Source organism: Chryseobacterium sp. UF-81 (assembly GCF_058245105.1).
On the sequence record NZ_JBSIBX010000011.1, the window covers coordinates 99,468 to 117,164 of the forward strand.

16 protein-coding genes are annotated in these 17,697 nt (G+C 37.5%); 6 read left to right on the top strand and 10 right to left on the bottom strand.

Translation table 11 applies throughout. The features are described from left to right. Positions 1 to 34 precede the first annotated feature (34 nt). From AC4IFE_RS15360 to AC4IFE_RS15395, 8 genes are all read right to left on the bottom strand, one after another. The gene (locus AC4IFE_RS15360) at positions 35 to 391 is read right to left on the bottom strand and encodes a hypothetical protein (RefSeq protein WP_490758018.1); all 357 of its coding nucleotides are present in this window, start codon (positions 389 to 391) and stop codon (positions 35 to 37) included. 16 nt (positions 392 to 407) lie between these two features. Further along, entirely contained in the window at positions 408 to 758 is a 351-nt protein-coding gene (locus tag AC4IFE_RS15365; protein WP_490758019.1) for a hypothetical protein, read from the bottom strand. Between the two features lie 143 nt (positions 759 to 901). Further along, the gene (locus tag AC4IFE_RS15370) at positions 902 to 1,231 is read right to left on the bottom strand and encodes a hypothetical protein (RefSeq protein ID WP_490758020.1); all 330 of its coding nucleotides are present in this window, start codon (positions 1,229 to 1,231) and stop codon (positions 902 to 904) included. Positions 1,232 to 1,277: 46 nt separating this feature from the next. Further along, positions 1,278 to 1,703 (bottom strand): hypothetical protein, encoded by a 426-nt coding sequence (locus AC4IFE_RS15375; RefSeq protein WP_490758021.1) that lies wholly within the window; start codon positions 1,701 to 1,703, stop codon positions 1,278 to 1,280. Between the two features lie 7 nt (positions 1,704 to 1,710). Beyond that, on the bottom strand, positions 1,711 to 4,230 hold the full coding sequence (locus AC4IFE_RS15380; protein WP_490758022.1) for a hypothetical protein: 2,520 nt from the start codon (positions 4,228 to 4,230) through the stop codon (positions 1,711 to 1,713). Positions 4,231 to 4,289: 59 nt separating this feature from the next. Further along, complete coding sequence (locus AC4IFE_RS15385) at positions 4,290 to 4,769, bottom strand: hypothetical protein (protein ID WP_490758023.1); 480 nt, start codon at positions 4,767 to 4,769, stop codon at positions 4,290 to 4,292. Between the two features lie 4 nt (positions 4,770 to 4,773). Continuing rightward, entirely contained in the window at positions 4,774 to 6,360 is a 1,587-nt protein-coding gene (locus AC4IFE_RS15390; protein ID WP_490758024.1) for a hypothetical protein, read from the bottom strand. Between the two features lie 26 nt (positions 6,361 to 6,386). After that, the gene (locus AC4IFE_RS15395) at positions 6,387 to 10,070 is read right to left on the bottom strand and encodes a hypothetical protein (protein WP_490758025.1); all 3,684 of its coding nucleotides are present in this window, start codon (positions 10,068 to 10,070) and stop codon (positions 6,387 to 6,389) included. Between the two features lie 566 nt (positions 10,071 to 10,636). Here AC4IFE_RS15395 and AC4IFE_RS15400 point away from each other — a divergent pair. The 6 genes from AC4IFE_RS15400 (at position 10,637) to AC4IFE_RS15425 (ending at position 15,700) form a co-directional block, all read left to right on the top strand. Continuing rightward, a complete protein-coding gene (locus tag AC4IFE_RS15400) occupies positions 10,637 to 11,200 on the top strand; it encodes a hypothetical protein (RefSeq protein WP_490758026.1) in 564 nt (187 codons plus the stop codon). Between the two features lie 11 nt (positions 11,201 to 11,211). After that, complete coding sequence (locus AC4IFE_RS15405) at positions 11,212 to 11,856, top strand: hypothetical protein (RefSeq protein WP_490758027.1); 645 nt, start codon at positions 11,212 to 11,214, stop codon at positions 11,854 to 11,856. A 9-nt stretch (positions 11,857 to 11,865) separates the two neighbouring features. Continuing rightward, positions 11,866 to 12,636: a sensor histidine kinase gene (locus AC4IFE_RS15410; protein ID WP_490758028.1), complete on the top strand. Its 771-nt coding sequence runs from the start codon at positions 11,866 to 11,868 to the stop codon at positions 12,634 to 12,636. Next, positions 12,633 to 13,277 carry a response regulator transcription factor gene (locus tag AC4IFE_RS15415; protein WP_490758029.1) on the top strand — a complete coding sequence of 215 codons (645 nt, stop codon included), beginning with the start codon at positions 12,633 to 12,635 and terminating at the stop codon, positions 13,275 to 13,277. The genes AC4IFE_RS15410 and AC4IFE_RS15415 overlap by 4 nt, the downstream gene beginning before the upstream one ends. A 497-nt stretch (positions 13,278 to 13,774) precedes the next feature. Next, positions 13,775 to 14,620 carry a caspase family protein gene (locus AC4IFE_RS15420; RefSeq protein ID WP_490758030.1) on the top strand — a complete coding sequence of 282 codons (846 nt, stop codon included), beginning with the start codon at positions 13,775 to 13,777 and terminating at the stop codon, positions 14,618 to 14,620. 69 nt (positions 14,621 to 14,689) lie between these two features. After that, the gene (locus AC4IFE_RS15425; RefSeq protein WP_490758031.1) at positions 14,690 to 15,700 is read left to right on the top strand and encodes a trypsin-like serine peptidase; all 1,011 of its coding nucleotides are present in this window, start codon (positions 14,690 to 14,692) and stop codon (positions 15,698 to 15,700) included. Between the two features lie 214 nt (positions 15,701 to 15,914). Here the strand turns inward: AC4IFE_RS15425 and AC4IFE_RS15430 are convergent, their stop codons facing one another. Both AC4IFE_RS15430 and AC4IFE_RS15435 read right to left on the bottom strand, forming a co-directional pair. Continuing rightward, positions 15,915 to 16,835, bottom strand: coding sequence for a hypothetical protein (locus tag AC4IFE_RS15430; protein ID WP_490758032.1), 921 nt, complete (start codon positions 16,833 to 16,835; stop codon positions 15,915 to 15,917). 7 nt (positions 16,836 to 16,842) lie between these two features. After that, on the bottom strand, positions 16,843 to 17,691 hold the full coding sequence (locus tag AC4IFE_RS15435) for a hypothetical protein (protein ID WP_490758033.1): 849 nt from the start codon (positions 17,689 to 17,691) through the stop codon (positions 16,843 to 16,845). Between the last annotated feature and the right edge of the window lie 6 nt (positions 17,692 to 17,697).

Sequence of the window (17,697 nt, forward strand, 5' to 3'; positions counted from 1 at the left end):
AAAATCGGCAACCATAAGTTGCCGTTAATTAAAGTTATTTTCCTTCTTTTATTAAAAACTCTTTGAACTCTTTTAAAAACTGAATAAATTTTTCGGTTGGCCAAATAATGTCTGCTTTTTTTTGAGATCTATTAAGAAGATTAAACAAATGTGTTTCTTCTTTATCTGAAACTATTAATAAATGTCCCCCTTCAACTGAGTACTCAAAATCATTTCCTGGTGTTATTGAATTGATTTCATCAAGCATACTTTGAACTTCTTCGGATGTCCAAGCCCAAGATTCAATTTGTTCTAAAGCAGAAATTGTTTCATTTGATACTGTTACTCCATATTGCCAAAGAGGTTCTATACTAGGAGCACTATAACTCACTTTTCTAAATTTATAATTCATTTTTATATTTATTTTGCTAATTAACAATTGGATATGCACTTGTAAGATTTCCTAGCTCGTCAAATTCAATTTGAATTCTAAACGAACCATTACTACATAAAAAGTCAAATTTTCTATTTGTAGCTCTTGGATCATATACTTTCCCACTTTTCAGCATTTCATTATATACCAATGCAATTTCTTTCTTAACCCTTTTAATATCCCAGTTTTTTGGAAAGAAAGAAGATGTATTTTTCTTTTTCACAATACCACTTCCATATTTCATTTCTACATTAGCTTTGAAGGGAATATCATCTGGTAAATCATGAAAACTGTTTATCCCCGGTGGTTTTCTTATAGGACCTAATTGTATTTTAGTCCCTACCACATCGTGGTTATGTGCTCCGAAAAGTTCTAAAACATCTTCTCCACTTTTTTGTTTAATTAAAATTTCTCCGTCAAAGTGATGATGAAACTTAATTTTAAACTGACCTTCATATTTAATATAAATTCTCTCAAATAGAAGATCCTTTAATATTTTCTCCCCTTCTCTGCATTAGTGCTTGCTCTTTTTAAATCCATTAAAGTCTTTTGGTAAGCTTTGTCATACCGACTTCCCTGAGCTATAATTTCCCCTTTGTAGACTAATGCAAATTTCCTATTGCTGCTTATTGCACCTATAACATCCGGATTAATCCCATTTCCTTTATTAATGTTTTCCATGATAGCCGCCGCATCTAGTTCCATAAAGAAAGCACCATTCCGAACCAAAGCATCACATTCCGACGTTTTTGAAAAGAACCCTGCGCTTGGGATTACCCATTCTGTCATTTGAAATAAGCGGAGCGTTCCGTTATTCATAAAACATAAAATGAATAATCCGCTCAACTGCTTGAGCGGATTATTACTAATCTTCCTCTGTAATACTCAAATAAACAGGCTTATTTTCTTCCAAACATTCTTCACAAATTTTGTAAGCTCTAAAAAAATTATTAATCCAGTTATCTTGGACATTCCTACCCATTGGAGTTCCGTTTAAACCTATTATTTGTCCTAAAAACTCTATTTTAATTCTTTGGTCAGGTTCTGGAATTCTAGTAGACAAAAGTTCTTTAATTTTATTTTCAAGAATTATCTTTAATTTTTGTATTTCTTCTTTGCTTAAAGGATCATCTTTAAACGGAACTTTTGATAGTTTTTCTCTAAATAAATCTAATGCCAAGCCTTCTGCAAAAGCAAAATTTCTCCACGATGAGCCTCTGTATTCATCAGTTCTTATCCATTCATCTGTTGTTTTATTACTTTTAGGAGTGTTATGTATATTAATTCGCATAAGTAAATTATTTTAAAAAGTTAAGTTCTACATAATTTCTAGTTATTTTTTCATCATCTAAGATCCTTACCTTAGAAAATCCAAACTTCTTGGCTTGTTTTCCAGCAAAAGTTTCAAACGCGGCTTGTTCATAAGGCATTCCTTTATCAACTGCTCTCCAGAATTGCTCCAAGTTTACAGATTGTCCACCATAGTCTGTATAAATATCAGCCTTTATCCAAACACTTACCGTTCCATCTACTCTACCATATTTCTTAGCGTTTAAGAAATACCTTAATCCATCCTCATAGATAATTTGTCCCAAACCAGAATACTTATCCGTGATTTCTTTCGGAATATTCAGATCTCCATATAGCAAATGTTCACCATCTTTTATTGGTAGATCATTCAATTTATATTTATCGTCCAAAAGTTTAATCATACTTTTAATATCTGTTTCTTTACCTCTGTAAATTAACTTATAATAAAGCTCATTTTTATTTGGTGATCTTACAAGTTGTCCTATATTATTTCCAAATTCATCAAACAAATTTAAAGACATTTTTACTCCTTTTTCTGGTGCTTTTCCTAAAAGTGAAGCATCTTCTACGGAAACAATTCTTCTTCTGTTAAATAGGCTTTCTAAATATTTCCCGACTTCTTCAGAACTGTAGCTTATTTTTTTTAAGTCTTGTAAAATTTTTTGATATGCTTTATCATAACGGCTTCCTTGTCCAACAATCTCACCATTATAGATTAGTCCAAATTTTCTATTACTGCCAATGGCTCCTATTACATCAGGATTAATTCCTTTGTTGATGTTTTCCATAATTGCAGCCGCATCCAGTTCCATAAAGAATGCACCATTCTGAACTAAAGCATCACATTCCGACGTTTTTGAAAAGAACCCTGCGCTTGGGATTACCCATTCTGTAGGACTAAACACACGGAGGTCTTTTCTTTGAAAAACTCCACTATTCAAATCCAAAAATAAGGAAATTGCCATTGCTTTCAAACCTTGCTGCACATTTTGTGCTGCTTTTGGGAGTAGTACAAAAATACCTCTGTAAGCAGATACTATAAGCTGAGGAGCGGCAATAATAACACCCCCGACTCCATAAATAAGATCCCAGTCTTTCAGGAAACGCTCCCCTCCGGGTAATTTTGCAATCTCCTGTCGAAGCGCCTGTACAGTAAGATCTATTCCTGCCAAACTAAGATCTGCCATAGCAGCCAATATCAGATATGGATTTCCTGTGGTCGCCAATGTAACAATTCCAAGGGTAACCGCCAAAATATCTGCTGTAATACGAATAAAGTAGTTTATTTCTTCCCATTTTTCAGCATCAGCCATTGCTTTTACATAAATAGCAGGAACAATCATGGTTACCGGTGGCATTTGCTCACCAGTTTCCGGATTGATGTATTTTTCTTTTTCATTTACAAAATATACCATTTCCAATGGATGATATTGTGCTCCATCATTCAGATTTTTCATCCTGCTTTGGCTTTTTACAGTAGTAGTAATTCCTAAATCATCTGTTTCATATTCTGCCGGCTCATCGGAAATGTATTCCTGCTGCTGTTGCAGGAAAAATGTTTTAGAATCAGACTGTCCGAAACCCAACCAGTTTCCAGATAGCTCCATTACATCTGTGTTAATTTTGTAACCTTTCCCTGTTAGAAACGTCGATGCTCCTGATTTTGGACGGTTTTGGGAAAATAAACAGAATTGCTGCAGGATATTAGCAAAAATCACTCTGTTTGGCTGTGGTTTTCCATCAATATAACTTATCCCGTCTAAGCCATAGTAGATTTTATTACAAAGCTCAGGATCAGATTTAAATTTTTCCAGCAGAAAAGTATGTCCTGAAAAAGTTTTTAATACGTTTACCAATGCGGAGCTGCCGTCTTTCCACCCGCTGAAAACCCCTGTATCATCAAGCTTGGTTAAGGCAAGCAAATGCCCAAATACAGTTTCATCTTGAAGAGCCATTCCCCTAAGAATAAATTCAGGAGTATGGGTATAAAGGAATTTTAGTTCCAGAGCACTTTTTGCTTTTAGAAAACTGGATTTAAAAATTTCCGTGAAGTAGTTTTTATACTCAGTATAATTCTCAAAATCATCATAGCCGACATGTATTACCAAATTCCTGAATTCCTCGTAAGAAAAGGTTTCCAATATAATTGCTTTCTTTCTCCTGAGTTCTACTTTATTAGCATCTCTGTGATAAAAATAAATAAGCTGGCAGGAAATTTTTTCTTTTGAAGCATTGATAATAAATTTTATTTCACACTGCTGCTGCACGAGATCTACAATTTCCTTATTTTTATTGAGGTAAGTTTTTAACCGAATGATATTTTCTTTATTATCCTTTATATACTTTTCTTCCGCAATTCCATCATAGTCGTTTATGTTATAGTCCAGAATACGATGTCTGATTAACTCATTGTTGTATTTTAATTTGTTACATAACAGCTGCTTTCTTATATAATCATCGGTACGCCAATCTTTACTGGTTATTTCTCTAAGTTCAAGTGTTTCCATAATTTTTTCCATTTTTTGAAAAAAGCAGAGCATTACGCTCTGCCATTCATTAATACTTCTTAGGAAAGCTTGTCCAGTGCTTCTTTGTGGGTTTTCACAAATTCATCCAGGTAAGAAGCCAGAAGCTCCGTAAAGCCAACCTTCTTATTCTTCAGCAGCCAAAGCATATACTGATAACTGTGAACTTTCACCTTGTCGGCTGCCATGTCATCTGTAGGTTCAACCAAAGGCAGCTCAATTGGTTCGCCGTAATTATCACGGAGATAGCTCCATGTTTCCTTATAGATGACCCACTCCGGGGCAGGAAGAGATATATTGATCTCTTCACCGGTTTCTTTGTCTTTCAGCACCTGTTCATATCTGAAGCAGATAAACTGCTGTTTAGATTTGGCATCAATATCCAGAACACGAATACTTCTATTGAATTGCGGAAGCTTAGGATGTTCAGATAATGGTAATTCTGCAAGATTTAATTCAACATTTTCGATGTCATTGATTAAGTCTTGTACTTGCGTTGATATGTTTAATTGTTCGTTCATAATTTTATAATTGGATTAGTGTGTTAATGTAAATATCCGTTTGAATATTCGCTCCGTTATTGCTATTACTATTGTTATAACTATTAAAATTCGCGAAAAAGGCCAAGTCTACACCGTTAGGTTGAAACCACGTGGATACAACCGTGGTAAGCTGACCATTATTAATGCTGCTCATGCTGACGATATTACCCTTTTTTGTAATGTATAATTTGGACGTTCTATTTAATCCTACTGAGGTATTGGTATTACTTCCACTTACGAAAATATTATCCGGAAGAATTCTTTCATCAAAGAAGAAATTCCTTCTTATTCCTGCCAGGATCTGCATAGAATGAGAAAGTGGCTGAGCTGCATCTACCAAACCATAATCATAACCAAATGCCCCATCATAATAGCTTACACCAGATGTCGTATTCGTTATTTCAAGGTAGAAATCCCCATCCGCAATTGCTGAAGGAATGAGAACTTCACTCTTGAAGGAAACCGCATCCTGATTTGTTCCTACAAATTGTTCATTAGTATTTCGCGCCCTATGTATTGATGTTCCCGAAGCTGTTGTAAGATCTACGACAGGGCATATTGTCGTATTATTTAGCATGTTCCAGCTTAACCCAGATAAACTGACAGGTGTAAGCAAGTCGATCACATTGATTGTAGGATTGGTGACGTAGTAAGCTACCCCATTCCATAATCTGATTTTGTAATTTCCAAGAGGTAAATTCTTAAAGTTGTAGTAAAACACAAGATCAATTCCATTAGTATACAATTGTACCTGTGAATTCGGTACGGTAGCTATCACGGTTGTACCTGTACTATTCATAATCTCCACGGAAAAGCTGGCCGGATTTAGATTTAAGTTAGCCCCTTTTAATGTGATAAAGTAATCTCTATCCTGTTTATCAACGATTGGTGGCAAGATAACGGCTACACTCATTGTGTTTGTAGTCCACCCCCCATTCATACTTGTCTTCCAAGCTATCTTCTCGCTTTCTGTTAACTGGTTGGGCAGGCTTACAAATGCTCCTTTCCCGTTTGATTTTCCTATTCTGCCCGAAGCATTTTGAGCTAATAACATATTGAAAGTCGTATCATTCGAAGCATCAGCTAATCCGGTTATCGAATAATAAAGTCCTGAAGTATTCAGTTCCCAGTTGGCACCCAATGTTAATCCGGCACCGGGCACTGTAGTAAGAGAGGAATTGGCAACATTTTTTCCTAAATCCCCGGCAGGCAGTTTTGCCGTATTCCCATTAACATCCAGCCCTACAATTTTTGTAAAATCCTGCAGGCTACCGTCAATCAGTGGGGCATTGAGCTTATGATCCAGCTCTTCATTTATATTTTGATTGAACTGCGCCTGGTTTAAAAATCCTTCGGACACCAGATCAGGATCAGTAATTTTAACGCGGTCATCACTAAGGTTTTGTGCAGCAGGATCTGCTGCCGGAGTTTTCATATCCCCGTTTTCATCGATGGCATAGTCTGTATAAGTAGCTGCACCGGGTGCAGCTACTTGGTAAATGACATTTGTTTCTCTTTCTCCCTGCGGAGGTAATGCATTTACCCTAATAATTTTTCCTATATTAGACATATTGTTATTTTTTTGGTTAATTGTGATTAATTAATTGGCGCGGCCCAATCTCCGGAAATCACTTGCTCAGAAGATGTACCTGATTCCTGAACGCCCAGAAGATTCGTATTGGTTTCAAAATTGCTTTCACACATTTCTCCCAGATTATCATCGAATTTCACTCCTGGTTCGCAATTACACGGTAATGCTTTTTCCACTTTCAAACCGATAGAATCTGCCTGAAGTATAGTAAGCGAAGTAGGAATCTTCTCCCTCCATGGTTCTCCTTCTTTTGTGCCTTTTGGTGAACGCAACTCGTCTACAATAGACAAGAATAACGGATCATCAATTACCGGAATTTCTCCACCGTTCCAGATTTGTCCTGTAGCTAAGAAATGTCTTACCGCTTCTTCAAATCCCGGTCTTACCGTAACGATCACTCTTGCCATCCCCGACTGCATAAAGGCTCTGAATACAGGATCATTATCATCAAATTGATAAAGATCCGCCCAATTGGCTCTGTTGCCCCAATAATAAGGGTATAAATAATAACTTATGAGTTCCCATTCGAAAGCCTGTTCCATGAATTTTACAAAGGCTGCATATCTGTCCAGGCTTTCATCTACTTTTATCTCGGTATTGGTAAAGCTTTCCGTAGAATTATCTGTCTGGTAATATTTATTTTTCCCGAATGTTAATTCTGCATTTGGATTTTGATTCAGCATATAGGAAATACAGTTTCTTCTCAGGATGGTATTTTCTATTTTTCTGTAGAAGCCTGGGTTGGAACCTTTAATCTGGGCACCTAATGCTTTTGCATCTGCTAAAGCAGCTTCATATTTGCCTAATTCTATTTCGTACGCTTCAATGATCTTATTAAAAGCTTTCTGGAGCCATTCATTTTTAGCTTCTGTAGTCAGTTTGCATTTTACACTTGCATTGACATCAATTGCATGAGCTCCAATCAATGAGAAGGAAACAGGAACTACCTGATAAAAATTATTAATTGGCATTTCAGAGCCAATCATATAAACTCCTCCAATTCTTAAATAATGGCCTAATACTCCTTCTCCTCCTGTCTGTATTACTCCTGTAGCCGCAACGGTTACATAGTTTTCAGGGATTTGGATTTCTGCACCGCCGGCGATAGCTTCATCATATTCTGATCTTCCGTCTGAATCCGCGGCTGTATTGGAAAAAGCCTTACCTACATAAATGATTTCTTCTGGTTTTTTATCAATATCTATCTTGTATTTGCTTAACCAGTATTTCAAAATCTGCTCTCCTGAAGCTCCATCCAATGATGCAAAATTCTCCATCTTATTCACGGTGGATGTCCTGGGGTCTATAGGCTTTATTAATAGGTTTTCCGTGGTTTTGCTGGCTTTCATTCCTAAATTGTGGAGCTTTGCCGGTTCGGGAATCATAAATTCAAACATCATACGCTTACCATAGTTATAGATCTGGTTTTTCACCACTTTATCTACCCATCGGTAAACGCCCACCACATGGTTGCTTCCTCTGGTGTTGTCAAATCCATGTTTGTTATTTTCTTCATATTCTTCCAGAATTTTATCAATACGCTCTTCCTTCACCTTGGTAACAATCCTGTCCAGCGCCCGGGCTGTTATATCTTTGGCATCAGTGACTGCCTGACGGTTACTTTCTTCTTTGGAATTGTGGGTGGCATAATTTGCTGCGGTGCTCAACATATATGAAGCACCTGCCCCCCATGAAGCATTAAAGCCTGCCTGTGTGGCAAAATCTTTGGATTCCTGAAGTATTTTGGAAACTTCACTTTGCATTTCATGTCTTTCGGTAGAAGTTGTATCTGTCAGCTTTTCTTTTTCAGATTCTGATGATCTGGTGGTTTGGGATTCACTGCGTTTAAGTCTTCGTGTTGATTTTTCTTTATACTCTCTCGCCATAATGTTTTCGATGTGTGCAACATCTCCTTCCACATAACAATAGGTACTTTGCTCTACTTTTCGATAGTCGGCAATACCGATATTTTTCATCCCGAAGCCTGAGGGAATAAATGGGCCTTCAGGGGTATTGGGATTGGAGGGGTTTTCCGGGTCCGTCGGATCTGTAACCCTGTCTTTAGGGGTAAATATTCCGCGTCCCTGAAATAAATGTACATCATCATTGGTCCTGTTTAATGTCGCCTGCATCGTATAGGAAAGCCCGTCACTTAAGACAACATCTCCTTCCAGCTCTATAACCTCTATCTTTTCAATATCCACATGGGGAATTTTATTATTGTGAAAAAGGGAAGTTACGTTAGCCGCACCACTCCACGGGTCGGTACCGGAACCTGACGCAATGGTCTGCCCGCCTACTTTAACCTGATAATTTCCACTAATAATAGATTTGGGCTGGTTTATATCCGTAGTAACAGCTATTGAATGTCCAATACCAGGCATAAGCGGAACCCTGCGAGTCGTTGTCGTGAAGGGAATAACTCCGTTATTATTCAGTGAATTGGTAACAGGAACTAAAATGCCTCCCATATTGGTAAATGTAGGCTGGTTAAGCACTGTATTGTTTAGGATCTGCTGTTGCTGTAATTGACTGTCCTGTGTAACGGCTCCGGAAACTTCTGCAAAAGTAGAAACTCCTTCTAAAGCCTCACTGACAGATTCTGCTCCGAAGATTCTGCTTAATGCATACTTGTTTTCATCGGTTAAAGCACGTTCCAGTTCTTCAGGATTGATTTCCGGCCTGAATTCAAAGCTAAACTCCGGTAAGTTAAGTGGAGATACATGAAGGCTTAAAAGCTCTTCATTCAATCTGGATAACTCTTCTTTTGAGTCCGGATTTGAATCAAATAATTCAGGATTAGCAATGCTCAGCTCGGTAAGGTATTTAACTCTGTTTTCAATAACTTTTTTTCTGTTCTCTGTTTCTGATAACTGTTTCTGATAGTCGGCCTGAATGGGCTTTACTTCTTTCAGATAACTTTCATAGGCGACTTTATAGGCTTCCTGATATTGTTTCTGATAAACTTTTTCCAGCTTATTCAGTGATGCTGATAAATCCTGGTTCAGATGCAGATTACCCACTGCTTCTGTATACTTCTGGCCTTGTTCGTTGTAGAAAGGTTCACCCAGCTCTCCTTCTGCCGCGACAGCAATCCTGGAGAAACTCATTGCCTGGGAGCCGCTTCCGGCCTTGAAAAGTTCTTTTGGAAGAACTACTTTTGCTTTTATCACATATTCATATCGGGCCTGATTAAAACCGTCATAATATCTTAAGATATGATCCAAATGTAAAAGCTGCATTAATGTTTCTTTCGCGTAAAAATCTTTTTGAGTAACCACCTGATAAACAAGGTTATCCCAGATTTTAGAATCGATAAGAATAATTTGTTGCTGGTATTCTCTATAATGGCTGATTTTAGCATCAAATTCCTCTTTAGTGGCTTTGGCTTTATTTCTTGCCACCCAAACGGCAAGTTCATAGAATGCTACATCCTGAGCTTTTAAAGATTCTTCAGTTTCGATTGTTAGACCTGTAATTTCTTCACAGACTTTCCGCAAAGATTCGCCAGCTTCAACTCTAGGATCAATGACTCCTTTTTGAGTGGTATAATCTCTGAAAATAAATCTTCTTTCTTTGTTTTCGTGATCAGATAACTCAGCATTACGCATGGTAGCGAACCTGAAAAGGGTCTGCGTTAGTGTGTTTTCTGCTGGTAATTCGGCAGCATTGTTTTCAATATTGTTCATTTTTGTGATTTTGATAATTTGTATGAATTAATGATAGGTTGCAAATCATTTTCTTATGATTTGCCATTTTAGCCTTATTTTTTAAGGTGGTGTCCGCTAATGGATATCCACCAAGCTTTTTAATGTCTATTTTCATTTGTGTTTGTTTTCTGAAGCAAATATCAGAGCCGAAAGCGACAGAACTTGACGTATTGAAAATAAGTTTTTAGATATTTTTTGAATTTAAAATTGAATATTTAACTTAATAAGATTAAACTGGCAGCTATAAGTATAATGCATTAGAGTATAGTTAAGTATCGTCATATGACTTACGAACAAATATTTAGCACCAACTAAACATTTAGTTTATTAAAAAATCTATCCAGAGAGTAGCCATATAATTAATTATGGGCCTAGAAATTTAACCTTAAGGATAATAACAAACGAAAATTGATCAACAAATGCCCATATTACTGAAAATCAAATCAAAAAAGTCGTAAATTTATTAAGTAAAAAACAGTGTTTTCCCCCTTTTATAGAGCTGAGCAGTTCCCTAATTTTGTATTATAAAATTAAAAACCATAAAAATGAAAACTCCTTTTTTATTTAAAAATCTAAGCTTGCTTCTTGCTCTGCTTATTTTAAGTTTTTGTATGCTAAGCTGCACACGCTGCTCCGAACCGCCCAAAGAACCTGTAAGCGACAGCTATAAAAAGAAACTGATCAGCTACCGTGAAGGGCGGATACTTTATGATGAATATTCCAGAACCAACAATGCAGTTCTTACAAAATACAGAAACGGAGAACCAGATTCACGCTGGTACTGGTTTTCTTTAGAAGATATGGAAGGGTATCTTAAGTATGTAAAAGAAACTGCCAAAAAACAGCACCTGAAAAATCCGGGAATCAGAATTTATATGGGAAAATACCCTATGAATCATCCAAAAAACAAAATGGCAAAACCGGAATATGCCGGTTATCAGACCATCTTCCTAGTTCCTACTGCTCAAAATATGAAAAGAGATAACTCAGCAACAGTGTCCAGAGCAATGATATCCACAGATGAAAATATAAATGTAAAGGAGATGGAAGTGTTGAATATGACCAATCTCGCCCCACCACCTAAAGTGTCCACTGCAGATATGCCGTAAAAAATAAAGCCATGAACTGGAATATAGAAATAGGGAAACAAATATCTATGGCGATATCCCTTGTAGTCATAGTCTTGATGATCATTAAATACAGAAAAATCAGAAAAGAAAATTTATTTTTTATTGCAGGGTATATATTATTTTCTCTGATTGATATTTTTTGCTATTTCTATTTTAAATCTACTCACCGGTCTACTGAAATATTTTTTGTGATAGGCTTTTTAATGATTGTATTTTTCCTGTATTTGCTGTATTATTTTCAATTGCTGTATTGGCCCGTTTTAAAAAAATTACAGCTGATTCTTTTAATCCTTTTTATTGCCAATATTGTTGTAATGCTTTATACAGAAAAGGACCTGCTGCATCATTTTTCTTTTAATATGCTGTATACCGATATCCTTTTGTTACTGTTTTCCATTATTTTATTTTTATACCAGACCTTTAATTCTGATAAAATACTGGAAATCAACAGTTATTTACCTTTTTGGATTTCAGTCTCTTTGCTGATTCTTTTTATCGGGAGTATTCCGATCCTGTATTTCAGGACTACCGTTTCAGAGCATATCTATTTTTTTATATTATTTATGCTGAACCTTATCAGTAACGGGATACTCATGCTGGGATTAATATGGAACAGACCAAACAAACCTAGATAGATTTAAAGTATGGAAGAAAATAATTTGGTCATTACCTTTACTATTACCTTACTTATTGTCGTTTTGATGATGATCTTCATCTATGTGGTCTTTATCAAAAAGAAAACAACCCTTCTGATCGAGCAGAAAGAAAAAGACATGCGTTTTGAAAGAGAACTGGCAACCTCACAGGTAGAAATAAAGGAACAGACACTGAATTACATCGGGCAGGAATTACATGATGATGTTGGTCAAAAACTCTCCGTGGTCCGCTTGAGACAAAACCAGCTTATTACCAAACTGAACAACACAGAAAAAGAAGAGCTGAACGAACTGAGTGAATTATTGGGTGAATGTATCCAGGATATCAGAAATCTATCTAAAACCCTGATTACGGAGCAGATCATTCATTTCGGATTGACGGAATCTATTGAAAGAGAAGTAAAAAGAATACAGAAATTAAAATTATTAAAAATAGAATTCATCACCCAGAAACAGGACATTGATATTTCTCCCAAACATGGGCTGATCCTCTTCCGGATCATTCAGGAAAGCATCAATAATATTTTAAAGCATTCCAGGGCCAAAAATGTATCTATCCGTTTGAAAGACGATCATGAAGCCTTGCGCATCCATATTTCAGATAACGGAAAAGGCTTTAATACGTCTAAAATACAGGATGGCTCGGGACTGAAGAATATGGAGCTGAGAGCAAAGCTTATCCATGCAGAATTTTCCATACTGTCGGAAATTGATAAAGGAACACAGACCTCAATAATTTATTATAAACACTTCATATGAAAACTATTCCCATCGCTATCGTTGATGACCATACGTTAATGTCCAAGGCATTGGAAAATATGATCATGGAAAATCCTCAGTACAGCGTAATTATGAACTATCCCAACGGTGAAGATTTTATTGCCGCCATAGAAAAAGCTTCAGAATTACCCGCTGTAGTATTGATGGACATCAATATGCCTTATAAAAATGGTATAGAAACTACAGAATGGCTCACCGAACATCATCCCAACATAAAAGTAATAGCTTTGACTATGGAGGACGATGAAAAAGTACTTATCAAAATGCTGAAGGCAGGAGCAAAAGGCTATCTGCTGAAAGATATGCAGCCCTCCATTCTTTTTCAGGCGATAGATACCGTTTTTGACAAAGGAAGCTTTTATACTGATTTCGTCGCCCAGAAATTATTAAAGGTAAAAACAGAAGACATCAAAAATGCATCTCTCCTTTCCGAATTAAAAGACAGGGAAAGAGAATTTATAAAATGGGCCTGCAGTGAACTTACTTACAAAGAAATAGCTGACAAAATGTTCCTCAGTCCAAAAACTATTGACGGCTACAGGGATTCTGTTTTCACGAAATTAGAAATAAAAAACAGGGTTGGTCTGGTGCTTTTTGCCCTAAAACACGACTTGTGCTAATGTGAATTTTCCTTTTTAAACTTACATAGTCCGAAACAACTCAATCATTCATCCGGTAAAATTTACCGGATTTTTTGTTTTCCCTTTATCCGTTATAAAATGGTTCAGTTGTAGAAAAGCATACTTTATTTTTTCCACGCAAAGCCGGATTTTGGTGCCGTCATAGAATAAAAGAAGCAAAGCAAGAATCAATTTCATTGATTCGGTTAAGCCCATGTTTTATCCGGCTGCTTCATCAAAGACGGAAGTAGAGCCCTTTGCCTTCCTCAAAACTAAGCGCTACCTAAATGGTCTTTTGCGTTAAAATGAATTTTTACCTACAAAGATCACCATCTCATTCAATTCATCAAAAAAGGGGTTTTACCTACCACACAATCAGTCCTTTCCCTCTGTTTTCGCTCTGTTGAATTATAGAATTTTGTCCTGTAAAACTAATCCATGATGGCAGAACCCGAAAAGCCAAAATAGAGTAGGGAAAAATTTAAAAACTAATAGAAATGAAAAAAGCACTCGTAATAGGAATTAATGACTATGCCCCCATAGGATCAGGCGGCCCGGACTTAAACGGCTGTGTGAACGATGCCCGGGATATGGCAAATACATTGGTGATTTGCGGATTTAATCCGGCAAAGATTAAAATCCTCACCAATCAGAACGCCACAAGAGCTAATATACTGAATTATCTGAAAGCATTGGTCAACAGCAGTGTAAAAGGAGATTCACTTGTCTTTTATTATTCCGGGCACGGAACCAGAGTGGCCAATATCGGGACAGATCTGGAAATAGACGGTCTGGATGAAGCAATTTGCCCTCACGATTATGCAAGTGCAGGCGTAATCCGTGATGATGATTTCAAAGCTGTTCTCAGTAAACTTAAAGCAGGTGTTAACCTGGAAGTGATTTTCGATTGCTGCCATTCCGGAACAGGAACCAGAAAAATGGAACTCGGACTGGATTTAGAGCTTTCCTATGAGACGCCCCGCTTCATTCCGCCTATGCTGGAAGATGAATTTTATATGACCTATGCCAGCGAAATGCAGTCCTCTAAAAATTCTAAAAAGGCAACCTCCATGACCAAAGCATTGGTTCCCGTTGCCGGAATGAATCATACTTTATGGGCTGCATCCAAAGACAATCAGGTATCCATGGAAGGAAATATAAGTGGCCAGATAAGAGGCTACTTCACTTATCATTTCTGTAAAATATTGCGGGCAACCAATGGCAATATTGTCAGAAAAACACTTGATAAACAAATCGCTATTGCTTTAGCTGCGATGGGAGCAGCCCAGATCAATCAGACAGAAAGCATTATAGCAGAATTTTCTCAAAAAATATTCTCATAAATCAAATCACTGGCGGAATCCGAAAAGCCATCCAAAGAGTAGGAAAAAACTGATTAAAAACTAATCATCATGTCTAAAACCGACAATACCAAACCAATGACAGCGGAAGAAGTATCAAGACTTAAAACCGTTAAAGCAAAATCAACTGAAAAACTGGCAAATGCCGAAAAACTAACCAACCAGGGACCTGCCATGGAAATCATTAACGGTAGATCTTTCCCGAAAGGAATGAAATCGATCGGAATGCCTGCCACTGAAAAAGCTGCAGAAGGAACAGTTCTGGAAACCGATCACTTCTATCCTACCCATTCAGATTTTGAATACCAGCCTAAACTGGAAGCCAGGAAGGACCGTAAACCAAAATTCATTGACAGAGAATCTTTCTTATCCGCAGAAGGGGTAAAAACTATATTCGGTCCCGATCAGAGAAAAGTATATAATTCTACAGCCTATCCGTGGCGATGTGTGGGAAGAGTAGAAAGTGCTTTAGGCTCAGGAAGCGGGGTAATGATTGGTCCAAGACACCTCCTGACCTGTGCCCATATTGTAGACTGGCAACCTAACAACAGCACCGGCTGGTTAAAATTTACGCCAATGTATTATAACGGAAGTGCTCCTTACGGAAGCGCCTGGGGAACATTAACCTATTATAAGTACAAAGTAGCCGGACCTACGATAGATTCTACAGAAATTCAATATGATTATGTAGTGATTGTGCTGGACAGGCCTATCGGAAACAGTACTGGATGGCTGGGGGCAAAATCATATTCCGATTCATGGGATGGTGGCGCCTATTGGACGCATGCAGGCTATCCCGGAGACTTAACGGGAACCCAAAGACCAACCTATCAGACCGGTATTGCCTTAGACGGTGATTTCTGGAGTGCCGATGACAATGAAAGCATGACCCACAAAGCAGATATCTGGCCCGGACAAAGCGGTGGCCCGTTCTGGGGATATTGGGATGGAGCTCCCTATGCTGTAGCAACTCAAAGTGCTCATAACCCAAGTGAAAACTTTGCAAGTGGTGGTTCTGATCTTGTCAATCTTGTTATAAAAGCTAGAAACGAACATCCATAACCAATTTATTATCTTTACTAAAGAAAGAGCCTGGCTTTGTGCCAGGCTCTTTCTATATCGTTGGTTTCGCGAGCTTCAAACTGATACTTTAAAATATAGGAATTAAAGAAATTGTTGATAAAGTCAGTAGTATCAATCGGAAAAGTCACAGCTCAACGCATTATTAAATTCATATGATTAACATTTCCGCTATAATTAAATTATTCAAATGATTTTACTGTTCAACAATTGTAAGCGCATTGTAAACCCCACTTCCTGAGACATCAAACTGACTGACTGTACCATCAAATGCTACTGTAATCCAGGTAAAAGGTCTTAATTTGTCGCCTTTATTTAAATAAACACTCACAGTACAGGCTGAACCTACTGGTACGGCATTGGGGCTTCCTCCGGTATCAGAAGAATATCCGTTATTTGTTTTTACTCTCTGGGTGATGGTGCCTGCCGAGTTTCTGACTTCCCAAATCGCCTCTGTCTGATTATTAGAACCGGTATTTACCTGACTGGACTGTAATGCAAATGTAAAAGTCGCAAAATATACACCGTCACGCGGTGCTATAAATTCACCTGTGGCAGGATTGAAGTTGGAAGTTGGAACACCCGAATCAGAGTCTAGTTTTTCTGTCCAATTGGTTAAATAAGAAGACCTTCTCTGGACAATACCAGATTTAGGACCTATTTCTGAAGGAGTTGCACTTTCAAATACATAGGTATCCTGAGTGGTCTTACTTGCCATTACTATAATACGTGGTTTTCCTTTAGGGAAAAAGCTTACCCAATTTGTACCGTCGGAAAATTCTAAATAACCCTTTACCCCTATGGCAGGACTGGCCACATATCGTAGTGCACCGGCACCAGCCTGAGCAGCTGTTTTTGTAGTATTTCCAATAGCTATAGTCCCGTTATTGATACCGCCCCGTAAATCCAGGGCTACTTTTGGGTTAGCTGTCAGTGCACCTATTCTTCCGGAATTAGTAATGATAATATTACCTGCATCTGTTTTAATTTCGACAGGATTGGTGGGATTGGATACCCCTCCTATTCCTATCTGGGCATTTATCTGTGTTACTGCAATTGGTAAAACAATAAAGACACTGATCAATCTTTTTATTCTATTTTTTGGTCCTATCATCATATATTTTTTACAATTCACTGATACTTAAATTATTTAATTTACCGTCATTTAGAGTGTTTCGGGCACTCCCTATATTATGTCTCACACTAAATTGTATAGTATCATCTTTTTTAAGATTGAAAATAGCGTTACAATTGCCTCCTATAAAATTACTTACTGCACCAGCTTGAAAAGCAGGATAGGAATTTATAGTTTTAAAAACAGGGATGTTATTAGTGCTCTGACTGCTCTCTATGGCAGTTTCTATATATGTATTTTTGGGTATATTTCCGTTAGCCAGGGTAATGTTAAAAGAAACAAGGTAGAAACCATCACGTGGAGCTTTAAAAATTCCGTTTACAGGATCGAAGTCCCCACCGGCGCCGGCGCCTAAATCAACGGTTTCCGTCCAGCCTGTAATGACCGTTGTAGTAGCACTTGAAATGCTTTGTGCAGAGGCTTTGCTGGCATTCACCAATGCTTTGGTCGGAGGGGCTAGAGGCAGCGCTATCCATTGTTCGCCATCAGAATATTCTAAAAATCCTCCGGCATTGTAACGTATTGCTCCTCCACCTGCTGCGGAAGGGCTCTGTGTATTACTGCCCAAACCAATGATTCTCTGGTCGTTCGAAGAACGGAGGTCAACTTTAGTAACTGGATTTAAAAGGCCAACGCCTATCTGGCCTTCTGATGAAATAACAACATCATTAGATATTTTTGTTGCATCGGGAGCGGAACCATTATCTTTTCCCGCATCTATATGTAAAGGTTGCGCAGGAGTTGAAGTAAAAAAACCTACTTGTGCAGTTGCTTTAATTGCAGAAAAAAATAAAATACAAGCGAATAGTTTATAAGTTATACCGATTTGCTTTTTCATGATCTA

Excerpts from the sequence above, each read along its gene's own strand:
- AC4IFE_RS15400 (WP_490758026.1), top strand. The coding sequence starts at position 10,637 with ATGAAAACTCCTTTTTTATTTAAAAATCTAAGCTTGCTTCTTGCTCTG.
- AC4IFE_RS15360 (WP_490758018.1), bottom strand. The coding sequence starts at position 391 with ATGAATTATAAATTTAGAAAAGTGAGTTATAGTGCTCCTAGTATAGAA.
- AC4IFE_RS15435 (WP_490758033.1), bottom strand. The coding sequence starts at position 17,691 with ATGAAAAAGCAAATCGGTATAACTTATAAACTATTCGCTTGTATTTTA.
- AC4IFE_RS15370 (WP_490758020.1), bottom strand. The coding sequence starts at position 1,231 with ATGAATAACGGAACGCTCCGCTTATTTCAAATGACAGAATGGGTAATC.
- AC4IFE_RS15380 (WP_490758022.1), bottom strand. The coding sequence starts at position 4,230 with ATGGAAACACTTGAACTTAGAGAAATAACCAGTAAAGATTGGCGTACC.
- AC4IFE_RS15390 (WP_490758024.1), bottom strand. The coding sequence starts at position 6,360 with ATGTCTAATATAGGAAAAATTATTAGGGTAAATGCATTACCTCCGCAG.
- AC4IFE_RS15415 (WP_490758029.1), top strand. The coding sequence starts at position 12,633 with ATGAAAACTATTCCCATCGCTATCGTTGATGACCATACGTTAATGTCC.
- AC4IFE_RS15410 (WP_490758028.1), top strand. The coding sequence starts at position 11,866 with ATGGAAGAAAATAATTTGGTCATTACCTTTACTATTACCTTACTTATT.
- AC4IFE_RS15425 (WP_490758031.1), top strand. The coding sequence starts at position 14,690 with ATGTCTAAAACCGACAATACCAAACCAATGACAGCGGAAGAAGTATCA.
- AC4IFE_RS15375 (WP_490758021.1), bottom strand. The coding sequence starts at position 1,703 with ATGCGAATTAATATACATAACACTCCTAAAAGTAATAAAACAACAGAT.
- AC4IFE_RS15385 (WP_490758023.1), bottom strand. The coding sequence starts at position 4,769 with ATGAACGAACAATTAAACATATCAACGCAAGTACAAGACTTAATCAAT.
- AC4IFE_RS15430 (WP_490758032.1), bottom strand. The coding sequence starts at position 16,835 with ATGATGATAGGACCAAAAAATAGAATAAAAAGATTGATCAGTGTCTTT.
- AC4IFE_RS15420 (WP_490758030.1), top strand. The coding sequence starts at position 13,775 with ATGAAAAAAGCACTCGTAATAGGAATTAATGACTATGCCCCCATAGGA.
- AC4IFE_RS15395 (WP_490758025.1), bottom strand. The coding sequence starts at position 10,070 with ATGAACAATATTGAAAACAATGCTGCCGAATTACCAGCAGAAAACACA.
- AC4IFE_RS15405 (WP_490758027.1), top strand. The coding sequence starts at position 11,212 with ATGAACTGGAATATAGAAATAGGGAAACAAATATCTATGGCGATATCC.